This is a genomic window from Neorhizobium sp. BETTINA12A, assembly GCF_023006485.1.
In the GTDB taxonomy this organism is placed as follows: Bacteria; Pseudomonadota; Alphaproteobacteria; order Rhizobiales; family Rhizobiaceae; genus Neorhizobium.
In genome coordinates this window covers 40,578-58,044 of the sequence record NZ_JALBGW010000003.1, presented here as the reverse complement: position 1 = coordinate 58,044, position 17,467 = coordinate 40,578, and the positions used below count along the sequence as shown (strand labels likewise).

Sequence of the window (17,467 nt, the reverse complement as noted above, 5' to 3'; positions counted from 1 at the left end):
AAAATCCGATCTCAGCTGTCGAGTGCCTGGACCTTGGAGCGAGCCTGTTCTTCGGCCATGCGCTGTGTGAACATCTGCGCGAAATCGATCGGGTCGATCATCAGCGGGGGGAAACCGCCGTTGCGCGTCACGTCGGCGATGATCTGGCGGGCGAACGGGAACAGGAGGCGCGGGCACTCGATGAAGAGGAGCGGCAGCATGTGCTCCTGGGGGAAACCCGTGATGCGGAAAACGCCGCCGTAAACCAGCTCGGCCGCGAAGACGATCTTGTCGCCTTCCTTGGCTTCGGCGTTCAGCGTCAGGATAACATCGAAATCGGCGTCGGAAAGCGGATTGGCATTGACGTTGACATTGATGTTGATCGCCGGCGCTTTGTCGCGCGCCTGCAGCGAGCGAGGAGCGCCCGGGTTCTCGAAGGAGAGATCCTTGGTGTATTGCGCCAGGATGTTGAGGGACGGCGTTTCGGCCTGGTTGTTATCATCTGCCATTGGGATTTCCTCGAGGCTTTGGAGCGTTGAGGCCCTCTAACATTTCGCTTGTGGGCTTACAACCCTGGCCAACGGGCTGAACCGCTCAAGGTTCCTTGCTTTTAGGTCCGGCCCAGGGCGAGGAGGGATCGGGATCGCGATGGTAGTCCTGCTCGTCGAGATCGACCACCGGCCCGGTTTTGTTGGCCTCCGGCGAAGGCCTCGGACTTTCGTAGCGATAGCTCTTGCTGCGAGGCGAACGGACGACCACGATACGCCGGCCGATCACAGACCAGATCAGGCTGCGCACGAAGGGAATGAACAGCGCAAGCCCGATGATGTCGGTGATGAAACCGGGCAGCAGCAGCATGATGCCGGCGACGACGATCATCGCCCCGTCGATCAGGGCGCGGCCGGGTGCGCGGCCGTCGCGGCTCTCGGTGGAAATCTGTCTCAGGATCTGGGTGCCCTGGTTGCGCAGCAGGATGGCTCCGAGCACCGCCGTACCGATCACCAGGCCAAGCGTCGCCCAGAGGCCGAGTGCTTTGCCGACCAGCACGAAGCCCGCGATTTCGGCAAGCGGCCAGCCGATAAGAAGAAGCGGCACGAGAAAGAAGCGCATGGTATTCCCTGTGTCGTGATATCCAGAAGTGCGCAAAGCGCTAACGTCTTCGCCATTTGAATGATAGGCGTATGCAGACTATATGAGAAACTGCACCGAACTTTTAAACGCCAAATGCGGGTTAAGATGGGCTCTAACGACTTTATAACACTCTTTTTCCTCGTCGCAGCGGTTCTGATCTTCCTGCAACTGCGCAGTGTGCTCGGACGCCGGACGGGAAGTGAGAAGCCGCCGTTCGATCCTTACAGCCCCCGCGACGTCGCAAAAAACCCGGGCGGGGACGACAGCAAGGTCGTGACTCTGCCGCGCCGGGATGCCACGGAGGACGAGCAGCGTTATGCGGATGTCGACGCTCTCGCCAAGCCGGCTACGCCGCTTAACGCCGCGCTGCGCGAATTGGTCAAGTCCGATCCCGCTTTCCGTCCCCGCGAGTTTCTGAACGGCGCCCGCATGGCGTACGAAATGATCGTCATGGCTTTTGCTGACGGCGACCGGAAGACGCTGAAAGGCCTTCTCTCCAAAGAGGTGTTCGACGGTTTCGATACGGCGATCACCGACCGGGAATCCCGCGGCGAAGTGGTGAAGTCCACATTTGTCGGAATTGACAAGGCGGATATCACCCACGCCGCGGTCAAGGATGCCGAGGAACAGATCACCGTCCGCATCGTCAGTCAGCTGATTTCCGCCACCTATGACAAGGCCGGCGCACTGATCGACGGCGACCAGGAAACCGTGGCCGAAGTCACCGACATCTGGACCTTCGCCCGCGACATCCACTCCCGCGATCCGAACTGGAGATTGGTCGCTACCGAATCCGAACAATGACCTTGATCTCTGCGGATTATACTCTACGGCCGGTACCCTTCTCCGATCTTGCGGGGTGGGGCGATGACGATCCGACCGCACTGTTTGCCGGCATGCGCGCGTCGCTCGAGCATATCCGCAAGGTCAAGCCGTACCGTACCGGTTCCCTCGGCCTGACCGCCGAAGAACTCGGCACTCTCATCGACGCCGCCCGGGACCTCCCGGGCGATGCCGTTTCCGCCAGGGCCTTTTTCGAAACCCATTGCACACCCTTCCTGATCGCGCGCAGCGACGGCCGGCGCGGTTTCGTTACCGCTTTTTATGAGCCGGAAATCGAGGTCTCGGAAACGCGGGACGATGTCTGGGCGCATCCTTTCTATTATCGCCCGGACGATCTTATTGATCTCGACGACGGCAACCGTCCGGCAGGATTGGACTCCGGCTACATGTTTGGCCGGCGGACACCTGACGGAATCGAGCCTTATCCGGATCGCGGCGAGATCGACCGTGGTTTGCTCGAAGGCCGCGGCCTGGAGATCGCCTATGCGAAATCCAAGGTCGATGTCTTCTTCATCCATGTCCAGGGCGCCGCAAGGCTGAGATATCCGGACGGCAACATCCGGCGGATCACCTATGCCGCCAAAGCGGGCCATCCGTTCTCGCCGATCGGCAAGCTGCTGATCGACCGCGGCGAGGTCGATCCTGCGAAGATTTCCATGCAGAGCATCCGAACCTGGCTGGCTGAGAATCCGGCTAAGGTTGATGAAGTGCTTTGGCACAATCGTTCGTACATCTTCTTCCGGCAAGCGGACGTCTCCGATCCGTCGCTCGGACCGGTGGCCGCCGCCAAGGTGCCGCTGATCCCGGGGCGCTCGCTGGCGGTCGATCGCCAGATCCACACGTTCGGTTTTCCCTTCTTTATCCGTTCCGAGACGCTGACCCATATGGATGGTGGCAAACCCTTCGCGCGGCTGATGCTGGCGCTCGACACCGGCTCGGCGATCGTCGGACCGGCGCGCGGCGACATTTTTACCGGCTCAGGCTTCGAGGCGGGCGAGCTTGCTGGAACGGTGCGCAACGACGCGGACTTCTATATTCTCATCCCCAAGGCAGCGTCTGTCAGGTACGGCGGATGAAGGGTGGTCGCAAACTCGATCCGGAAGAGCGGATATTGTGGGGAAGGGTGGCGAAGTCGGCCCGTGCCTTGCCCGGCCGCATGAAGGAGATCCTGCAATTCGAGGAAGCGGAGGCCGCAAAGATCGCCGCGGAAGAAGCTGCTGTCGAAGCGAAAAAGCCGAAACCCGCGCCGCGGCAGGAAAGTTATGCGGTCGAACTTCCGGTTGCCGTCCCCTCCAGGCGTCCCGTAGGCTCTCATCAGCCGCTCGAAAAGCCCGTCAAGAAAAAGCTCGCCAAGGGCCGGCTGCCGATCGACGCCCGGCTCGATCTGCACGGACTATTTCAGGGCGAGGCCCACGACCTGCTTCTCGACTTTTTGCTGCGGGCCCATGAACGCGGGCTCCGCCATGTCCTGGTGATCACCGGCAAGGGCAGTTCGATGGGCAGCGAAGGCGCGCTCCGACGCGCCGTGCCTCTGTGGTTTTCGAAAGCGGAGTTCCGTTTCCTGATCTCGTCTTATGAATGGGCAGCGCGTCATCATGGCGGCGAGGGCGCCATGTATGTGCGGCTTTCCCGCAGCCGCGGAGATCGGGAATGACGCCTTTCGGTCATGCACTGAGAGAGCTGCGCCGCCGCAAGGGCATCACCCAGCGCGAGCTTGCCGAGGCGATCGGCGTCACGCCTGCCTACCTCTCCGCCCTGGAGCATGGAAAGCGCGGTCGTCCGACGTTCGAACTGCTGCAGCGGATCGCCGGCTATTTCAACGTCATCTGGGACGAGGCGGAAGAGCTTTTCCGGCTGGCCGAAGCGTCGCATCCGAAAGTCGTGCTCGATACCGCGGGTTTGCCGCCATCATACACCGGCTTTGCCAACCGTCTGGCGCAGCGGATTCGCTCTTTACCGCCCGACGTGATAGAGGAAATGGACACGCTCCTCAAAAAAGCCGAGATGCGAGGCTGAATTCGCCACGCATCCACGGCTTTCATGCCGTATTGGCGAGGCTCAACCTTTAGAAACCGCCCCGATTTCCCTATATTCTGAGGGTGGAATAGCCGGTGATTCGCTTCACCGGCATCTCAAACGAATTGGAAGATAATTGATGACCGATACACCCGTCAGCGATAATGGCGCGAGTGCCGAATACGGTGCCGACTCGATCAAGGTTCTGAAGGGCCTTGATGCAGTGCGCAAGCGCCCCGGCATGTATATCGGCGATACTGACGACGGCTCCGGCCTGCACCACATGGTCTACGAAGTCGTCGACAACGCGATCGACGAAGCGCTTGCCGGTCATGCCGACCTGGTTACCGTGACCCTTAATGCCGACGGTTCGATCACCGTCACGGACAACGGACGCGGCATCCCGACCGACATTCACACCGGCGAAGGCGTCTCCGCTGCCGAAGTGATCATGACCCAGCTCCATGCGGGCGGTAAGTTCGACCAGAACTCCTACAAGGTGTCCGGCGGTCTGCACGGCGTCGGTGTCTCGGTCGTCAACGCATTGTCCGTCTGGCTGAAACTGCGCATCCGCCGCAACGGCAAACTCCACGAGATTTCCTTCACCCACGGCGTTGCCGACGGGCCGCTCAAAGTCATCGGCGAATACGAAGGCCGTTCCGGAACCGAGGTCACCTTCCTCGCCAGCTCCGACACCTTCACGATGACCGAATACGACTATGGCACGCTCGAGCATCGCCTGCGCGAGCTGGCCTTCCTGAATTCCGGCGTTAGAATCCGGCTAACGGACAAGCGCAAGCCGGACATCAAGGAGGAAGAGATGCTGTATGACGGGGGTCTCGAAGCCTTCGTCCGTTATCTCGATCGCTCCAAGAAGCCGCTGGTCGACAAGCCCGTCGCCATCAAGGGCGAGAAGGACGGCATGACGGTCGAAGTGGCCATGTGGTGGAACGACAGCTACCACGAAAACATGCTCTGCTTCACCAACAACATTCCCCAGCGCGACGGTGGCACCCATATGGCCGGCTTCCGGGGCGCGCTGACGCGCCAGGTGACGTCCTATGCGGATAGTTCCGGTATCACCAAAAAGGAAAAGGTAACGCTGCAGGGAGAAGACTGCCGCGAGGGCCTGACCGCCGTGCTTTCCGTCAAGGTGCCCGACCCCAAGTTCTCGTCGCAGACCAAGGATAAGCTCGTGTCGTCGGAAGTTCGGCCGGTGGTCGAAAGCCTGATGAACGAAGCGCTGAGCACTTGGTTTGAAGAACATCCGACCGAAGCGAAGATCCTCGTCGGCAAGGTGGTCGAAGCTGCCGTCGCCCGCGAAGCCGCCCGCAAGGCCCGCGAATTGACCCGCCGCAAGGGCGTGCTCGACATCGCCTCGCTGCCCGGCAAGCTTGCCGACTGCTCCGAGCGCGATCCGGCCAAGTCCGAACTTTTCCTCGTCGAGGGCGATTCCGCCGGCGGTTCCGCCAAGCAGGGTCGTTCGCGAGAGAACCAGGCGATCCTCCCGCTCCGCGGCAAGATCCTCAACGTCGAGCGTGCTCGTTTCGACAAGATGCTCGGAAGCCAGGAAATCGGCACGCTGATCACCGCGCTCGGCACGTCGATCGGCAAGGACGAGTTCAACGCCGACAAGCTGCGTTACCACAAGATCATCATCATGACGGACGCCGACGTTGACGGCGCCCATATCCGCACCCTGCTTCTGACCTTCTTCTTCCGCCAGATGCCGGACCTGATCGAACGCGGCCATATCTATATCGCCCAGCCGCCGCTCTATAAAGTCAGCCGCGGCAAGTCGATCCAGTACCTGAAGAACGAAGGCGCGCTGGAAGAATACCTGATCACCATGGGCCTTGAGGAAGCGACCCTGACGCTCGGTTCCGGTGAAGTGCGTGCCGGCCAGGATATGCGCGAAGTCATCCAGGATGCACTGCGCCTGCGCAGCCTGGTCGAGGGCCTGCATTCCCGCTATAGCCGCTCGATCATCGAACAGGCTGCGATCGCCGGTGCGCTCAATCCGGAACTGACCGACAATCACGAACGGGCCCAGCAGACCGCCGACGAAGTCGCTCGTCGCCTCGATATGATCGCCGAGGAGACCGAACGCGGCTGGTCAGGCCATGTGACCGACGAGGGCGGCCTGCGTTTCGAGCGGATGGTGCGCGGCGTCAAGGAAGTCGCGGCCGTCGACGTGGCGCTGATCGGCTCGGCCGATGCCCGCCATATCGACCAGATGACCCCGCGCCTGCAGGAAATCTACCGCACCCCGCCGGTCCTCACGCGCAAGGACGGCCAGCAGGAAATGTCCGGCCCCCGCGCCCTCCTGGAATCGATCTTCGCAACCGGCCGCAAGGGCCTCTCCATGCAGCGTTACAAGGGCCTCGGCGAGATGAATGCCGAGCAGCTCTGGGAAACGACGCTCGATCCGAACGTCCGCTCGCTGCTGCAGGTCAGGGTGAACGATGCGACCGATGCCGATGGTCTCTTCTCACGCCTGATGGGCGACGAAGTTGAACCGCGCCGCGAGTTCATCCAGGATAACGCGCTGAGCGTCGCCAACCTCGACATCTGAGGTTTAGGCTTCATAAAACAAGAAAGCGGCGGCCTGGGTAGGGCCGCCGCTTTTCGTTTGTCCAGCTCGAAAAATGTTTCACGTGAATCTTTTCTGTGGATAGGGATTCACGTGAAACAATTTCGAGAGATCGCCGGCGCTCAGGGCTCTCCGGTAAATTTTCCTTCGAAGGCGATTTCCGAAACCGGCTTGCGCTTGTTTGGAAACTCCCGCTCGGCAAGGTCGTCGGGAAGCGTGCTCCGGTCCGCGATGCGGCCGATCGCAGCCGCTGCCTCGGCCCGGTAACCTTCCGGAATGCCAAGCACTTCGACGGCCCTTTCCTTGTCGAAACCCTCCATGCCGTGCGCGTGATAACCGAGTTTCATCGCCTGGCAGATCACCGAGAACCAGGCAGCCCCCGTATCGTAGGAATGGGTGTAAGCGAGCCGGTGCTCGCCATTGCTTGCCACGCGATAGGTCTTCGAGACGACGATCATCAGCGCTGCCGCGTTCCGCGCCCAGCGCTGGTTACCCGGCGAAAGAATATCGACAAGCACCGGAAAAAAAGGCGTCCCACGCAGTGCATAGATGAAACGCCAAGGCTGGTTGTTGCCGGAGGAGGGCGCCCAGTGAGCGGCATCGAGGATCGTCAGCATGGTCGCCTGATCGATCGTCTCCTCGGTAAACGCCCGCGGCGACCAGCGGTCGAGGAAAAATGTATCGATCGGAAACTCCGAGTCGCGAGTGTTGCTGCTGGTCATGGGCATTCTCCGAAATTGCAGGTCGTGAGGAGGTTTAACATTAACAATAGGCCCGGTGACCTGGTTGGCAACAGACTTCTGGTTGGCTGAAAACGGGGGTGACAAGCCGGGGCGCATGTTTCATAAACCTCCTCGATTAAATGGAGGACCATGTTTTGAAACTGATGCGCATTGGTGAGCCGGGCCATGAAAAGCCGGCACTTTTTGACAACAAGGGCAAGATCCGCGATCTGTCCGGCCATGTAGCCGACATTGCCGGACCTGCGATTTCCCCGGAAGGCCTTGCCAGGATCGCCGCTCTCGATCCGGAAAGCCTGCCCGAACTGCAACCGACCCGCATCGGCGCCTGCGTCGCCGGCACCGGGAAGTTCATCTGCATCGGCCTCAACTATTCCGACCACGCCGCCGAAACCGGCGCGACCGTGCCGCCGGAGCCGATCATCTTCATGAAGGCGACCTCCGCCATCGTCGGCCCGAACGACGACGTGGTCATCCCGCGTGGTTCTGAGAAGACCGACTGGGAAGTCGAGCTCGGGGTGGTCATCGGCAAGACCGCGAAATATGTCCCGGAAGCTGATGCGATGGATTATGTCGCCGGCTACTGCCTGACCAACGACGTTTCCGAACGCGCCTTCCAGAGCGAGCGCTCGGGCCAGTGGACCAAGGGCAAGTCCTGCGACACCTTCGGCCCGATCGGCCCCTGGCTCGTCACCAAGGACGAAATCGCCGATCCGCAGAACCTCGGCATGTGGCTCACGGTCAATGGCGAGAAGATGCAGAACGGATCCACGAAGACGATGGTCTACGGCGTTCGTTATCTCGTCTCTTACCTCAGCCAGTTCATGTCGCTGCATCCGGGCGACATCATCTCGACCGGCACGCCTCCGGGCGTCGGCCTCGGCATGAAGCCGCAGCGCTTCCTGAAACCCGGCGAAGTCGTCGAACTCGGCATCGACGGCCTCGGCACCCAGCGCCAGACCTTCGTTGCTGACGTCTAAATAATAGGAGGACTCATGCCCGCCGGCGGGCATGAGTCCTTAACCAGGCTTGGAAGGTGGAACTTTAAGGCTTACATGTCATTCTCAAGACAGCAGAATGATCTGCCGCCCCGCCTTTCTCTTGGCCAATTCAGCCGGTATTCCCCATAATGTTGCATCGCAATAGAAAAGTGCTTGCCTATCCTCACACTGCTCCTGAACCGATCGGTTCGATGTCCCTGTCGAATGCGCTGTCGGAAATCACGAAAGGTAGCACGTCGATGTTCTATCAGTTCTACGAGATGAACCACGCCGCAATGGCTCCCGTCCGCGCCGCCGCGGATGCCATGCACTTCTTCTATTCCAATCCGCTCAATCCGTTTTCCCACACCACGATGGGCCGCACGCTGTCCGCCAGCCTCGAAGTCTTCGAGCGCGTCACGCGCCGTTACGGCAAGCCGGCCTTCGATCTCCCCTTCACGACTGTCGATGGTGAGACCGTCGCGGTAACGGAAGAGATCGTCTGGACCAAGCCTTTCTGCAATCTCCTGCATTTCCGCCGCGATCTGCCCACCGGCCGTGCCCCGGATCAGAAGATCCTGATCGTCGCACCGATGTCCGGCCACTATGCGACGCTGCTGCGCGGCACCGTGGAAGCGCTGCTGCCGAGCGCCGATGTCTACATCACGGATTGGATCGACGCCCGCATGGTGCCGATCACCGACGGCCGCTTCGATCTCGACGACTATATCGACTACATCATCGAGATGCTGCATGCGATCGGCCCCGGCGCCCATGTCATCGGGGTCTGCCAGCCTTCCGTCCCGGTGCTGGCTGCCGTGGCGGTGATGGAATCGCAGCGCGACCAGATGGTTCCGGCCTCAATGATCCTGATGGGCGGTCCGATCGACACCCGCATCAACCCGACCGCCGTCAACAAGCTTGCGGAAGAACATCCGATCGAGTGGTTCCGCGATAACGTCATCATGAACGTGCCGTGGCCGCATACGGGTTTCATGCGCCGCGTCTATCCGGGCTTCCTGCAATTGTCCGGCTTCATGTCGATGAACCTTGACCGCCATGTCAGCGCCCACAAGGAATTTTTCCAGCACCTCGTCAAGAACGACGGCGAGTCTGCCGAGAAGCATCGCGAGTTCTACGATGAATATCTGGCGGTCATGGACCTCACCGAGGAGTTCTACCTCCAGACGGTCGACACGGTCTTCATCAAGCATTCACTGCCGAAGGGCGAGATGATGCACCGGAATGTACCGGTCGATACCAAGCTCATCCGTCAGGTGGCGCTTCTGACCGTCGAGGGCGAGAACGACGATATTTCCGGTCTCGGCCAGACCAATGCGGCGCAGACCATCTGCCCCAATATCCCCGATGACATGCGCCTGCATTACATGCAGCCGGATGTCGGCCATTACGGCGTGTTCAACGGCTCGCGTTTCCGCCGCGAGATCGCGCCTCGCATCGTTGCCTTCACCCAGAAACATGCCAGGTCTGTGGTCAAGAAGACTCCGGTCAAGCGGGTCATCAAGGGTGGCAAGGCCGGCTAGTCCCGTCGCGTCTTCGAATTCTGGTTTATATTTCAGCATCTTCTTGAATTTAATGATCCGTCTTCTTGAAGGCGGATCATGGGCTCACCAAATCGAATTCAGTCGGGCTGGCATGTGGCCACCCGCTGAAACATCAGGGTGTGACCAATGAACCAGTCAGCATTGATTCGTCCGGAGTGGACGCCGGCTACCATCGCGCTCATGGTGCTCGGTTTCGTCGTTTTCTGGCCGCTCGGCCTTGCCATGCTCGCCTATATTCTCTTCGGGGAGAGGCTCCGCGGCTTCAAGCGTGATGCCAACCACCGCGCCGACCGGATGTTCGCCGGCTGCCGTCGGGCGAAGTCCCGCTACAACACGCATTTCACCACTGGCAACGTCGCCTTTGACGACTGGCGCAAGACCGAGATCGACCGGATCGAGGAAGAGCGCCGCAAGCTGGATGAGATGCGCGAAGAATTCGACAACTATGTCCGCGAGCTTCGCCGCGCCAAGGACCAGGAAGAATTCGACCGCTTCATGCGCGAGCGGCAGAACCGTTCCTCCGGTCAGAACCCGGTTGTCGATCTCTGATCCTCCCAGGGATTCACGTGAAACGTGATGGGAAGCCGGCGTCGTTTAGACGCCGGCTTTCTTATGGAAAGGAATCGGCTAGAAAGGGTCCATGTTCGCGCTTCTGAAAAAGCCAGTCCGCTCCAAGCCGAAACCGCTCGAAACGGTGAAGCGGACCCTTGATGTCGGTGATCGGGCGATGCCGCTGACAATCAGGGAAAACCGCCGCGCCACCCGCATCACGCTCAGGATCGAACCCGGCGGCCGTGCGCTCAATCTTACGGTGCCAGCGGGTCTGCTGAAGCGCGAGATCGATGATTTCCTCGACCGTCACCAGGGCTGGCTTCTCACCAAGCTTGCTAAATTTTCGGCCGATAACCCGATCCGATCAGGCGGCCGCATTGCCTTTCGCGGCGTGCCCCATCGGATCGAACATACCGGCACGCTGCGCGGCCTCACCGAAGCGGTGCTGATCGATGGCGAACCGGTGCTGCGGGTCAGTGGTCTTGAGGATCACATGGGACGCCGGCTCTCTGCCTTCTTCAAGAAGGAAGCGCGCAAGGATCTCGAAGTGCTGGTCGCCCGCCACGCCGCCGCCATCCGCAAGCCGATCAAGTCAGTCTCCATGAAGGATACCCGCAGCCGCTGGGGATCCTGCTCCTGGGATGGAAACTTAAGCTTTTCCTGGCGCATCGTCATGGCTCCGCCTCTGATCATCGACTATCTCGCCGCCCATGAAGTGGCGCACCTGAAAGAGATGAACCACGGCCCGAAATTCTGGGCCCTGTGCCGAGAGCTCTGCCCGCGCATGGAAGAGGCCCGAAAATGGCTGAAACAGCATGGGTCCCAACTACATGCGATTGATTTCGAGTGACGAAGAAGGAAGCGCGAAAGGCGGTCGGCAGCGGCGGACGTGGCACCCCCCTCTGCCCTGCCGGGCATCTCCCCCTCAAGGGGGGAGATTGGCTGGGAGCCTGCTCACAGTCCTCCATTTAGCGTCATATTTTTCGCGGCGGCATTTTGGAGGCGGGGAGCGTGCCGCTTGTGATCTCCCCACCTGAGGGGGAGATGCCCGGCAGGGCAGAGGGGGGTGCTTAGGCAAATCAGTCGCTTGAGAAACAAAATCACAAAAATCGGCCCTCTTTCATCCCCGCCCACCAAGCCCATGCCTACAATCTACCCGTCCCGTTTCGGCTACACCGGCCCGCATAACCGGCGAGACGGGACCGGTGCCCTGGTGGTCTGCCGTCATGCAGGCGGATTGCCAGGGGCTGCGCAGAAAATGGTCTCCCTCTCGCCCTGAGGCGGGGCGTGCGTGTGTCGCACACAACCCGGTATGGCATTCCGCAAGGACGCAAGACCATACCGCCGCAGAGGGACCGGAGTTGCGCGGAAAAACACACCGAACGGGGCACGTCGCGTGTCATTATTAAATTTCAATTCGAGGCACACGACGTGTCCCGGCCGATCCTCGGGGAGAACCCGAAGACGAAAATAACCAGGATCGCCAAGGGGTCACTCCGTCTGCTATGATTTGCCTCGACTCCGGCGGAATTTCATGCCACTCCGCACCTCATGAAACCTGATATCAAGATTTGCGGGTTGAAAACCCCCGAGGCTGTTGATCGCGCCGTGGCGCGGGGCGCCTCGCATATCGGCTTCATCTTTTTCGCCAAGAGCCCGCGTTATGTGGAACCGGACCTGGCCGGAGACCTCGCCGATCGAGTCCGCGGGCGGGTGAAGCTCGTCGCGGTGACCGTTAATGCCGACGACGAGGAGCTCGACGACATCGTCTCGATGGTGCGGCCGGACATCCTGCAACTGCATGGCAATGAGAGCCCGGAACGGGTTCTGCAGGTAAAAGCGCTTTTCGGTCTGCCGGTCATGAAGGCATTTTCCGTGAAGGAAGCTGGCGATCTCGACCGGATCGATCCTTATATCGGCGTTGCCGATCGCTTTCTTTTCGATGCCAAAGCGCCCGCCGGATCCGAATTGCCCGGTGGCAACGGCATTTCCTTCGACTGGAGCCTGATGGCTTCCCTTGACGAGGGCGTGGATTACATGCTTTCGGGAGGATTGAACAAGGATAATGCCGTTATTGCCCTCAAATCGACGCGGGCAAGCGGTATCGACTTATCGTCCGGCGTGGAAAGCGCGCCGGGCATCAAGGACCTTGGAATGATCGATGCCTTTTTCGATGCCGTCGCAGAGGCGGGTCGAAAGGGCGCGTGAGGGAGTAGAGAGTGAACGAGACGCCACAACCCAATTCGTTCCGTGCCGGCCCCGATGAGGATGGCCGTTTCGGTATTTTCGGCGGGCGCTTTGTCGCCGAAACGCTGATGCCGCTGATCCTGGATCTCCAGGGCGAATGGGAAAAGGCGAAGAACGATCCCTCCTTCCAGAAGGAACTGGCTGATCTCGGCGCCCATTATATCGGTCGCCCGAGCCCGCTTTATTTCGCCGAGCGCCTGACCGAACATCTCGGCGGCGCCAAGATCTATTTCAAGCGCGAAGAGCTGAACCACACCGGTTCGCACAAGATCAATAATTGCATCGGCCAGATCCTGCTCGCCAAGCGCATGGGCAAGACCCGCATCATCGCCGAGACCGGCGCCGGACAGCATGGCGTCGCGTCGGCGACCGTTGCCGCCCGCTTCGGTTTCCCCTGCGTCGTCTACATGGGCGCCACCGACGTTCAGCGCCAGGCGCCGAACGTTTTCCGCATGAAGCTCCTCGGTGCTGAAGTCCGTCCGGTGACCGCCGGTCACGGCACGCTGAAGGACGCCATGAACGAGGCGCTGCGCGACTGGGTCACCAATGTCGACGACACCTATTACCTGATCGGCACCGCCGCCGGCCCGCATCCCTATCCGGAAATGGTCCGCGACTTCCAGTCGGTGATCGGCACCGAAGCCCGTGCCCAGTTGCTCGAAGCCGAAGGCAGGCTGCCGGATGTCGTCATCGCCGCCGTTGGCGGCGGTTCGAACGCGATCGGCATCTTCCATCCGTTCCTGGACGACAAAAGCGTTCAGATCGTCGGCGTCGAAGCCGGCGGCCGTGGCCTCCAGGGCGTCGATCATTGCGCCTCGATCACTGCCGGATCGCCGGGCGTCCTGCATGGAAACCGCACCTATCTGCTGCAGGATGGCGATGGCCAGATCCTCGAAGGCCATTCGATTTCGGCCGGCCTCGATTACCCGGGCATCGGTCCGGAACATAGCTGGCTGCATTCCATCGGCCGCGCCGAATACGTGCCGATCATGGACGACGAGGCGCTCGACGCCTTCCAGATGCTGACCCGTCTCGAAGGCATCATCCCGGCGCTGGAGCCGAGCCACGCGCTCGCCGAAGTGATCAAGCGCGCCCCGAAGATGGGCAAGGACGAAATCATCCTGATGAATCTGTCGGGCCGTGGAGACAAGGACATCTTCACCGTCGGCAAGATTCTCGGCATGGAGCTTTGATATGACCGCTCGTATGGACAAACGTTTCGCGGCCCTGAAGGCCGAGGGTCGCCCCGCGCTGATCACCTATATCATGGGCGGTGATCCGGATTTCGAGACCTCGCTCGGCATCATGAAGGCATTGCCTGATGCCGGTGCCGATCTCATCGAGCTCGGCATGCCGTTTTCCGATCCGATGGCCGATGGCCCGGCGGTCCAGATGGCCGGTCAGCGCGCCCTCAAGGGCGGCCAGACGCTCGCAAAGACGCTCAAGCTTGCGGCCACTTTCCGCGAAACCGATACCGAAACGCCGATCGTGATGATGGGTTACTACAACCCGATCTATGTCTACGGCGTCGAGAGATTCCTCGATGACGTGATTGCGTCGGGCATCGACGGCCTGATCGTCGTCGATCTGCCGCCGGAAATGGATGACGAGCTTTGCATCCCGGCACTGGCCAAGGGCGTCAATTTCATCCGCCTCGCCACCCCGACCACCGACGACAAGCGCCTTCCGGCCGTTCTCAAGAACACGTCGGGTTTCGTCTATTACGTCTCGATGAACGGCATTACCGGATCGGCCCTTCCGGATCCGTCGCTGATCGGCGGAGCCGTCAAGCGCATCAAGGGCCACACGGCTCTGCCGGTCTGCGTCGGTTTCGGCGTCAAGACCGCGGATCACGCCAAGGCAATCGGCGCTGCGGCGGATGGCGTCGTTGTCGGTTCGGCAATCGTTAGCCAGATCGCCGGCAGCCTCACCAAGGATGGCAAGGCTGGTCCGGATACCGTCGCTGCGGTCGCAACCCTGGTTCGCGGCCTTGCAACCGGCGTGCGCGCTGCCCGCCTTGTTGCCGCCGAATAGTTTCCCACATTAGGCTTCAGTTAATCGGGAGTACGCCAAGTGAACTGGATCACCAATTACGTCCGGCCGCGCATCAACTCCATGCTCGGTCGTCCCAACCGGGACGTTCCGGAAAATCTCTGGATCAAGTGCCCGGAAACCGGCGAGATGGTCTTTCATAAGGACCTGGAAGAGAACAAGTGGGTCATCCCCGCTTCCGGCTTCCACATGAAGATGCCGGCCAAGGCCCGCCTCGTCGATCTTTTCGACGGCGGTGTCTTCGAGGCGTTGCCGCAGCCGAAGGTCGCCCAGGATCCGCTGAAATTCCGCGATTCCAAGCGTTATGCCGATCGCCTGAAGGATAGTCGCGTCAAGACCGAGCAGGAAGATACGATTCTCGCCGGCCTCGGCGAGGTCCAGGGCCTGAAGCTGGTCGCCATCGTGCATGAATTCAACTTCATCGGCGGTTCGCTCGGCATGGCGGCCGGCGAGGCGATTGTCCGGGCTTGCGAACGGGCTCTCACCGAAAAATGCCCGCTGGTGATCTTCCCGGCCTCCGGCGGCGCTCGCATGCAGGAAGGCATCCTGTCGCTGATGCAGCTTCCGCGCACCACGGTTGCGGTCGACATGCTGAAGGAAGCGGGCCTGCCCTATATCGTCGTGCTCACCAACCCGACGACCGGCGGTGTCACCGCCTCCTACGCCATGCTGGGTGATGTCCATATTGCCGAGCCCGGCGCCGAAATCGGCTTTGCCGGCAAGCGCGTCATCGAACAGACGCTGCGCGAAAAGCTGCCTGAAGGCTTCCAGACGTCGGAATACCTGCTGGAGCATGGCATGGTCGATATGGTGGTAAAGCGCCACGAGATTCCATCGACACTGGCCAAGATCCTGAAGATGCTGACGAAACAGCCTGTTCAGGAAGTGCTTCCGGCGCCCATCGCGCTCAGCGCCTGACCGAGAGAGAGCATCGAGAGCCGGAGCGGCGGGATGACCACCATGAACGAGCCCGTTGTGAGCGAGGCCGAGCGGGAAATTGAACGACTGATGACCCTTCATCCGAAGGGTTTCGATCTTTCGCTCGACAGGATCACCCGCCTGCTCGAAATACTCGGCAATCCGCACAGGAAGCTGCCGAGAGTCATCCACGTGGCTGGCACCAACGGCAAGGGCTCCGTGACGGCCTTCTGCCGTGCCCTGCTCGAGGCAGGCGGTTATGCGACGCATGTCCACACGTCGCCGCATCTCGTCCACTGGCATGAACGCTATCGGATCGGCGTCAAGGGCGGCCGCAGCCGGATCGTCGGCGACGAGATGCTGGCGGATGCGTTACGACGCATCGCGGCGGCCAATAACGGCCAGATGATCACCGTCTTCGAAATTCTGACCGCCGCCACCTTCCTCCTGTTCTCCGAACAGCCCGGCGATGCGGTGATCCTCGAAGTCGGCCTCGGGGGTCGCTTCGATGCCACCAACGTCATTTCAGATCCTGCGGTTTCGGTCATCATGCCGATCTCGCTCGACCACCAGGCCTATCTCGGCGACCGCGTCGAACTGATCGCCGCCGAAAAGGCGGGGATCATGAAGCGCGGCCGTCCCGTCGTCATCGGCCATCAGGAATTCGAAGCGGCCCGTGATGTACTGGTTTCGACTGCAGAACGGCTCGGCTGTCCGACCGCCGTTTATGGCCAGGAATTTTCGGCCCATGAGGAATTCGGCCGGCTGATCTATCAGGACGAGTTCGGTCTTGCCGACCTGCCTTTGCCACGCCTGCCGGGGCGTCACCAATACGCCAATGCCGCCGCCGCCATCCGCGCCGTCAAGGCTGCCGGTTTTACCGTCACCGAAGCGATGATGGAAAAGGCGATGGCGACGGTCGAATGGCCGGCCCGCCTCCAGAAGCTGACCGAAGGCAAACTGCTGCAATATGCGCCCGAGGGTTCTGAAATCTGGCTGGACGGCGGGCACAATCCCGGCGCCGGCGAGGTGATCGCCGAGGCGATGGCATCCTTCGAGGAGCGCCAGGCTCGGCCGCTTTACATCATTGCCGGCATGATCAACACCAAGGACCCGATCGGCTATTTCCGTGCCTTTGCCGATATCGCAGAACACGTCTTCACCGTGCGCATCCGCGGCAGCGAATCGGGGCTCGATCCGGTGGTTCTAGCCCATGCCGCATTCGATGCGGGCCTGGTGGCCGAGCCCGCCGGCTCCGCGGCAGAGGCGCTGCAGGAAATCACCCGCCGCCAGGTGCCGGGCGCTCCGCCGCCGCGCATCCTGATCGGCGGCTCCCTTTATTTCGCCGGCAATGTACTGGCCGACAACGGCACCCCGCCGACCTGACCGGGAAGGGCGAGACCGACATAGAAAAAGCCCGGCTGCAGGGAGCAGCCAGGCTTTTTTATGCGGGCATGCGACTGGAAGTTAGGCGGCGCTGGAAATCCAGGCCGAAAGGGCGGTCTTCGGAGCGGCGCCAACCTTGATGTCGGCCACTTCGCCACCCTTGAACATGGCAAGCGTCGGGATCGAACGCACGCCGAACTGGGCAGCCAGTTCAGGATTTTCGTCGATATTCAGCTTTACGACCTTCACCTTGCCGGCGAGCTCGTTCGAAATTTCTTCGAGGCTCGGGCCGATCATTTTGCAGGGGCCGCACCATTCAGCCCAGAAATCCACGATCACCGGCTCGGCTGCATCGAGGACTTCGGCCTGAAAGTTGCTGTTATCGACTTTAACGGTAGCCATAGGGCTCTCCTTCACGATTCTCTGTTGCTGTAAATGTGAGCTTCCCGCTCAAAGTTTTCAATG

Annotated in this window: 18 protein-coding genes; 14 read left to right on the top strand and 4 right to left on the bottom strand. The window is 60.9% G+C overall.

Annotated features, from left to right (window positions below):
* Positions 1-11: 11 nt before the first annotated feature.
* Both secB and MOV61_RS01830 read right to left on the bottom strand, forming a co-directional pair.
* Entirely contained in the window at positions 12-488 is a 477-nt protein-coding gene (gene secB, locus MOV61_RS01835; protein ID WP_038591599.1) for a protein-export chaperone SecB, read from the bottom strand.
* 85 nt (positions 489-573) lie between these two features.
* The gene (locus MOV61_RS01830; RefSeq protein ID WP_038547374.1) at positions 574-1,089 is read right to left on the bottom strand and encodes an FxsA family protein; all 516 of its coding nucleotides are present in this window, start codon (positions 1,087-1,089) and stop codon (positions 574-576) included.
* Positions 1,090-1,215: 126 nt separating this feature from the next.
* On the opposite strand from MOV61_RS01830, the gene MOV61_RS01825 reads away from it, so the two are divergent.
* From MOV61_RS01825 to gyrB, 5 genes are all read left to right on the top strand, one after another.
* Positions 1,216-1,914, top strand: coding sequence for a Tim44/TimA family putative adaptor protein (locus MOV61_RS01825; protein WP_038594330.1), 699 nt, complete (start codon positions 1,216-1,218; stop codon positions 1,912-1,914).
* The gene (locus MOV61_RS01820; protein WP_247135324.1) at positions 1,911-3,029 is read left to right on the top strand and encodes a murein transglycosylase A; all 1,119 of its coding nucleotides are present in this window, start codon (positions 1,911-1,913) and stop codon (positions 3,027-3,029) included. The genes MOV61_RS01825 and MOV61_RS01820 overlap by 4 nt, the downstream gene beginning before the upstream one ends.
* Positions 3,026-3,607: a Smr/MutS family protein gene (locus MOV61_RS01815; RefSeq protein WP_247033262.1), complete on the top strand. Its 582-nt coding sequence runs from the start codon at positions 3,026-3,028 to the stop codon at positions 3,605-3,607. Before MOV61_RS01820 ends, MOV61_RS01815 begins: the two co-directional genes overlap by 4 nt.
* Positions 3,604-3,969, top strand: a complete 366-nt coding sequence (locus MOV61_RS01810) for a helix-turn-helix domain-containing protein (protein ID WP_038547381.1) — start codon at positions 3,604-3,606, stop codon at positions 3,967-3,969. The genes MOV61_RS01815 and MOV61_RS01810 overlap by 4 nt, the downstream gene beginning before the upstream one ends.
* A 139-nt stretch (positions 3,970-4,108) precedes the next feature.
* A complete protein-coding gene (gene gyrB, locus MOV61_RS01805; protein WP_247033264.1) occupies positions 4,109-6,544 on the top strand; it encodes a DNA topoisomerase (ATP-hydrolyzing) subunit B in 2,436 nt (811 codons plus the stop codon).
* Between the two features lie 140 nt (positions 6,545-6,684).
* Here the strand turns inward: gyrB and MOV61_RS01800 are convergent, their stop codons facing one another.
* Positions 6,685-7,284, bottom strand: a complete 600-nt coding sequence (locus MOV61_RS01800; protein WP_247135323.1) for a nitroreductase family protein — start codon at positions 7,282-7,284, stop codon at positions 6,685-6,687.
* Between the two features lie 155 nt (positions 7,285-7,439).
* Between MOV61_RS01800 and MOV61_RS01795 the strand changes: the two genes are divergently transcribed.
* The 9 genes from MOV61_RS01795 to MOV61_RS01755 all read left to right on the top strand — a co-directional run bounded on the left by MOV61_RS01795 (position 7,440) and on the right by MOV61_RS01755 (position 17,002).
* Positions 7,440-8,282, top strand: a complete 843-nt coding sequence (locus MOV61_RS01795; protein WP_247135322.1) for a fumarylacetoacetate hydrolase family protein — start codon at positions 7,440-7,442, stop codon at positions 8,280-8,282.
* Between the two features lie 260 nt (positions 8,283-8,542).
* Positions 8,543-9,826: a polyhydroxyalkanoate depolymerase gene (locus tag MOV61_RS01790; protein WP_247135357.1), complete on the top strand. Its 1,284-nt coding sequence runs from the start codon at positions 8,543-8,545 to the stop codon at positions 9,824-9,826.
* Between the two features lie 147 nt (positions 9,827-9,973).
* Positions 9,974-10,396, top strand: coding sequence for a DUF2852 domain-containing protein (locus MOV61_RS01785; RefSeq protein WP_038547389.1), 423 nt, complete (start codon positions 9,974-9,976; stop codon positions 10,394-10,396).
* Between the two features lie 91 nt (positions 10,397-10,487).
* Positions 10,488-11,249, top strand: coding sequence for a M48 family metallopeptidase (locus MOV61_RS01780; protein WP_247135321.1), 762 nt, complete (start codon positions 10,488-10,490; stop codon positions 11,247-11,249).
* A gap of 701 nt (positions 11,250-11,950) precedes the next feature.
* On the top strand, positions 11,951-12,607 hold the full coding sequence (locus tag MOV61_RS01775) for a phosphoribosylanthranilate isomerase (protein WP_247033268.1): 657 nt from the start codon (positions 11,951-11,953) through the stop codon (positions 12,605-12,607).
* An 11-nt stretch (positions 12,608-12,618) separates the two neighbouring features.
* Entirely contained in the window at positions 12,619-13,839 is a 1,221-nt protein-coding gene (trpB, locus tag MOV61_RS01770; RefSeq protein WP_038591627.1) for a tryptophan synthase subunit beta, read from the top strand.
* 1 nt (position 13,840) lies between these two features.
* The gene (gene trpA, locus MOV61_RS01765; protein WP_038591629.1) at positions 13,841-14,680 is read left to right on the top strand and encodes a tryptophan synthase subunit alpha; all 840 of its coding nucleotides are present in this window, start codon (positions 13,841-13,843) and stop codon (positions 14,678-14,680) included.
* A gap of 39 nt (positions 14,681-14,719) precedes the next feature.
* Positions 14,720-15,616 carry an acetyl-CoA carboxylase, carboxyltransferase subunit beta gene (gene accD / locus MOV61_RS01760; protein ID WP_247135320.1) on the top strand — a complete coding sequence of 299 codons (897 nt, stop codon included), beginning with the start codon at positions 14,720-14,722 and terminating at the stop codon, positions 15,614-15,616.
* Between the two features lie 33 nt (positions 15,617-15,649).
* Positions 15,650-17,002 (top strand): folylpolyglutamate synthase/dihydrofolate synthase family protein, encoded by a 1,353-nt coding sequence (locus tag MOV61_RS01755; protein ID WP_247135319.1) that lies wholly within the window; start codon positions 15,650-15,652, stop codon positions 17,000-17,002.
* A gap of 81 nt (positions 17,003-17,083) precedes the next feature.
* On the opposite strand, the gene trxA is transcribed toward MOV61_RS01755, so the two are convergent.
* A complete protein-coding gene (trxA, locus tag MOV61_RS01750; RefSeq protein WP_038547409.1) occupies positions 17,084-17,404 on the bottom strand; it encodes a thioredoxin in 321 nt (106 codons plus the stop codon).
* Positions 17,405-17,467 lie beyond the last annotated feature (63 nt).

Bases quoted from the DNA above. Each gene is read 5' to 3' on its own strand.
- secB (WP_038591599.1), bottom strand. From the start codon at position 488: ATGGCAGATGATAACAACCAGGCCGAAACGCCGTCCCTCAACATCCTG.
- MOV61_RS01830 (WP_038547374.1), bottom strand. From the start codon at position 1,089: ATGCGCTTCTTTCTCGTGCCGCTTCTTCTTATCGGCTGGCCGCTTGCC.
- MOV61_RS01825 (WP_038594330.1), top strand. From the start codon at position 1,216: ATGGGCTCTAACGACTTTATAACACTCTTTTTCCTCGTCGCAGCGGTT.
- MOV61_RS01820 (WP_247135324.1), top strand. From the start codon at position 1,911: ATGACCTTGATCTCTGCGGATTATACTCTACGGCCGGTACCCTTCTCC.
- MOV61_RS01815 (WP_247033262.1), top strand. From the start codon at position 3,026: ATGAAGGGTGGTCGCAAACTCGATCCGGAAGAGCGGATATTGTGGGGA.
- MOV61_RS01810 (WP_038547381.1), top strand. From the start codon at position 3,604: ATGACGCCTTTCGGTCATGCACTGAGAGAGCTGCGCCGCCGCAAGGGC.
- gyrB (WP_247033264.1), top strand. From the start codon at position 4,109: ATGACCGATACACCCGTCAGCGATAATGGCGCGAGTGCCGAATACGGT.
- MOV61_RS01800 (WP_247135323.1), bottom strand. From the start codon at position 7,284: ATGACCAGCAGCAACACTCGCGACTCGGAGTTTCCGATCGATACATTT.
- MOV61_RS01790 (WP_247135357.1), top strand. From the start codon at position 8,543: ATGTTCTATCAGTTCTACGAGATGAACCACGCCGCAATGGCTCCCGTC.
- MOV61_RS01785 (WP_038547389.1), top strand. From the start codon at position 9,974: ATGAACCAGTCAGCATTGATTCGTCCGGAGTGGACGCCGGCTACCATC.
- MOV61_RS01780 (WP_247135321.1), top strand. From the start codon at position 10,488: ATGTTCGCGCTTCTGAAAAAGCCAGTCCGCTCCAAGCCGAAACCGCTC.
- MOV61_RS01775 (WP_247033268.1), top strand. From the start codon at position 11,951: ATGAAACCTGATATCAAGATTTGCGGGTTGAAAACCCCCGAGGCTGTT.
- trpA (WP_038591629.1), top strand. From the start codon at position 13,841: ATGACCGCTCGTATGGACAAACGTTTCGCGGCCCTGAAGGCCGAGGGT.
- MOV61_RS01755 (WP_247135319.1), top strand. From the start codon at position 15,650: ATGACCACCATGAACGAGCCCGTTGTGAGCGAGGCCGAGCGGGAAATT.
- trxA (WP_038547409.1), bottom strand. From the start codon at position 17,404: ATGGCTACCGTTAAAGTCGATAACAGCAACTTTCAGGCCGAAGTCCTC.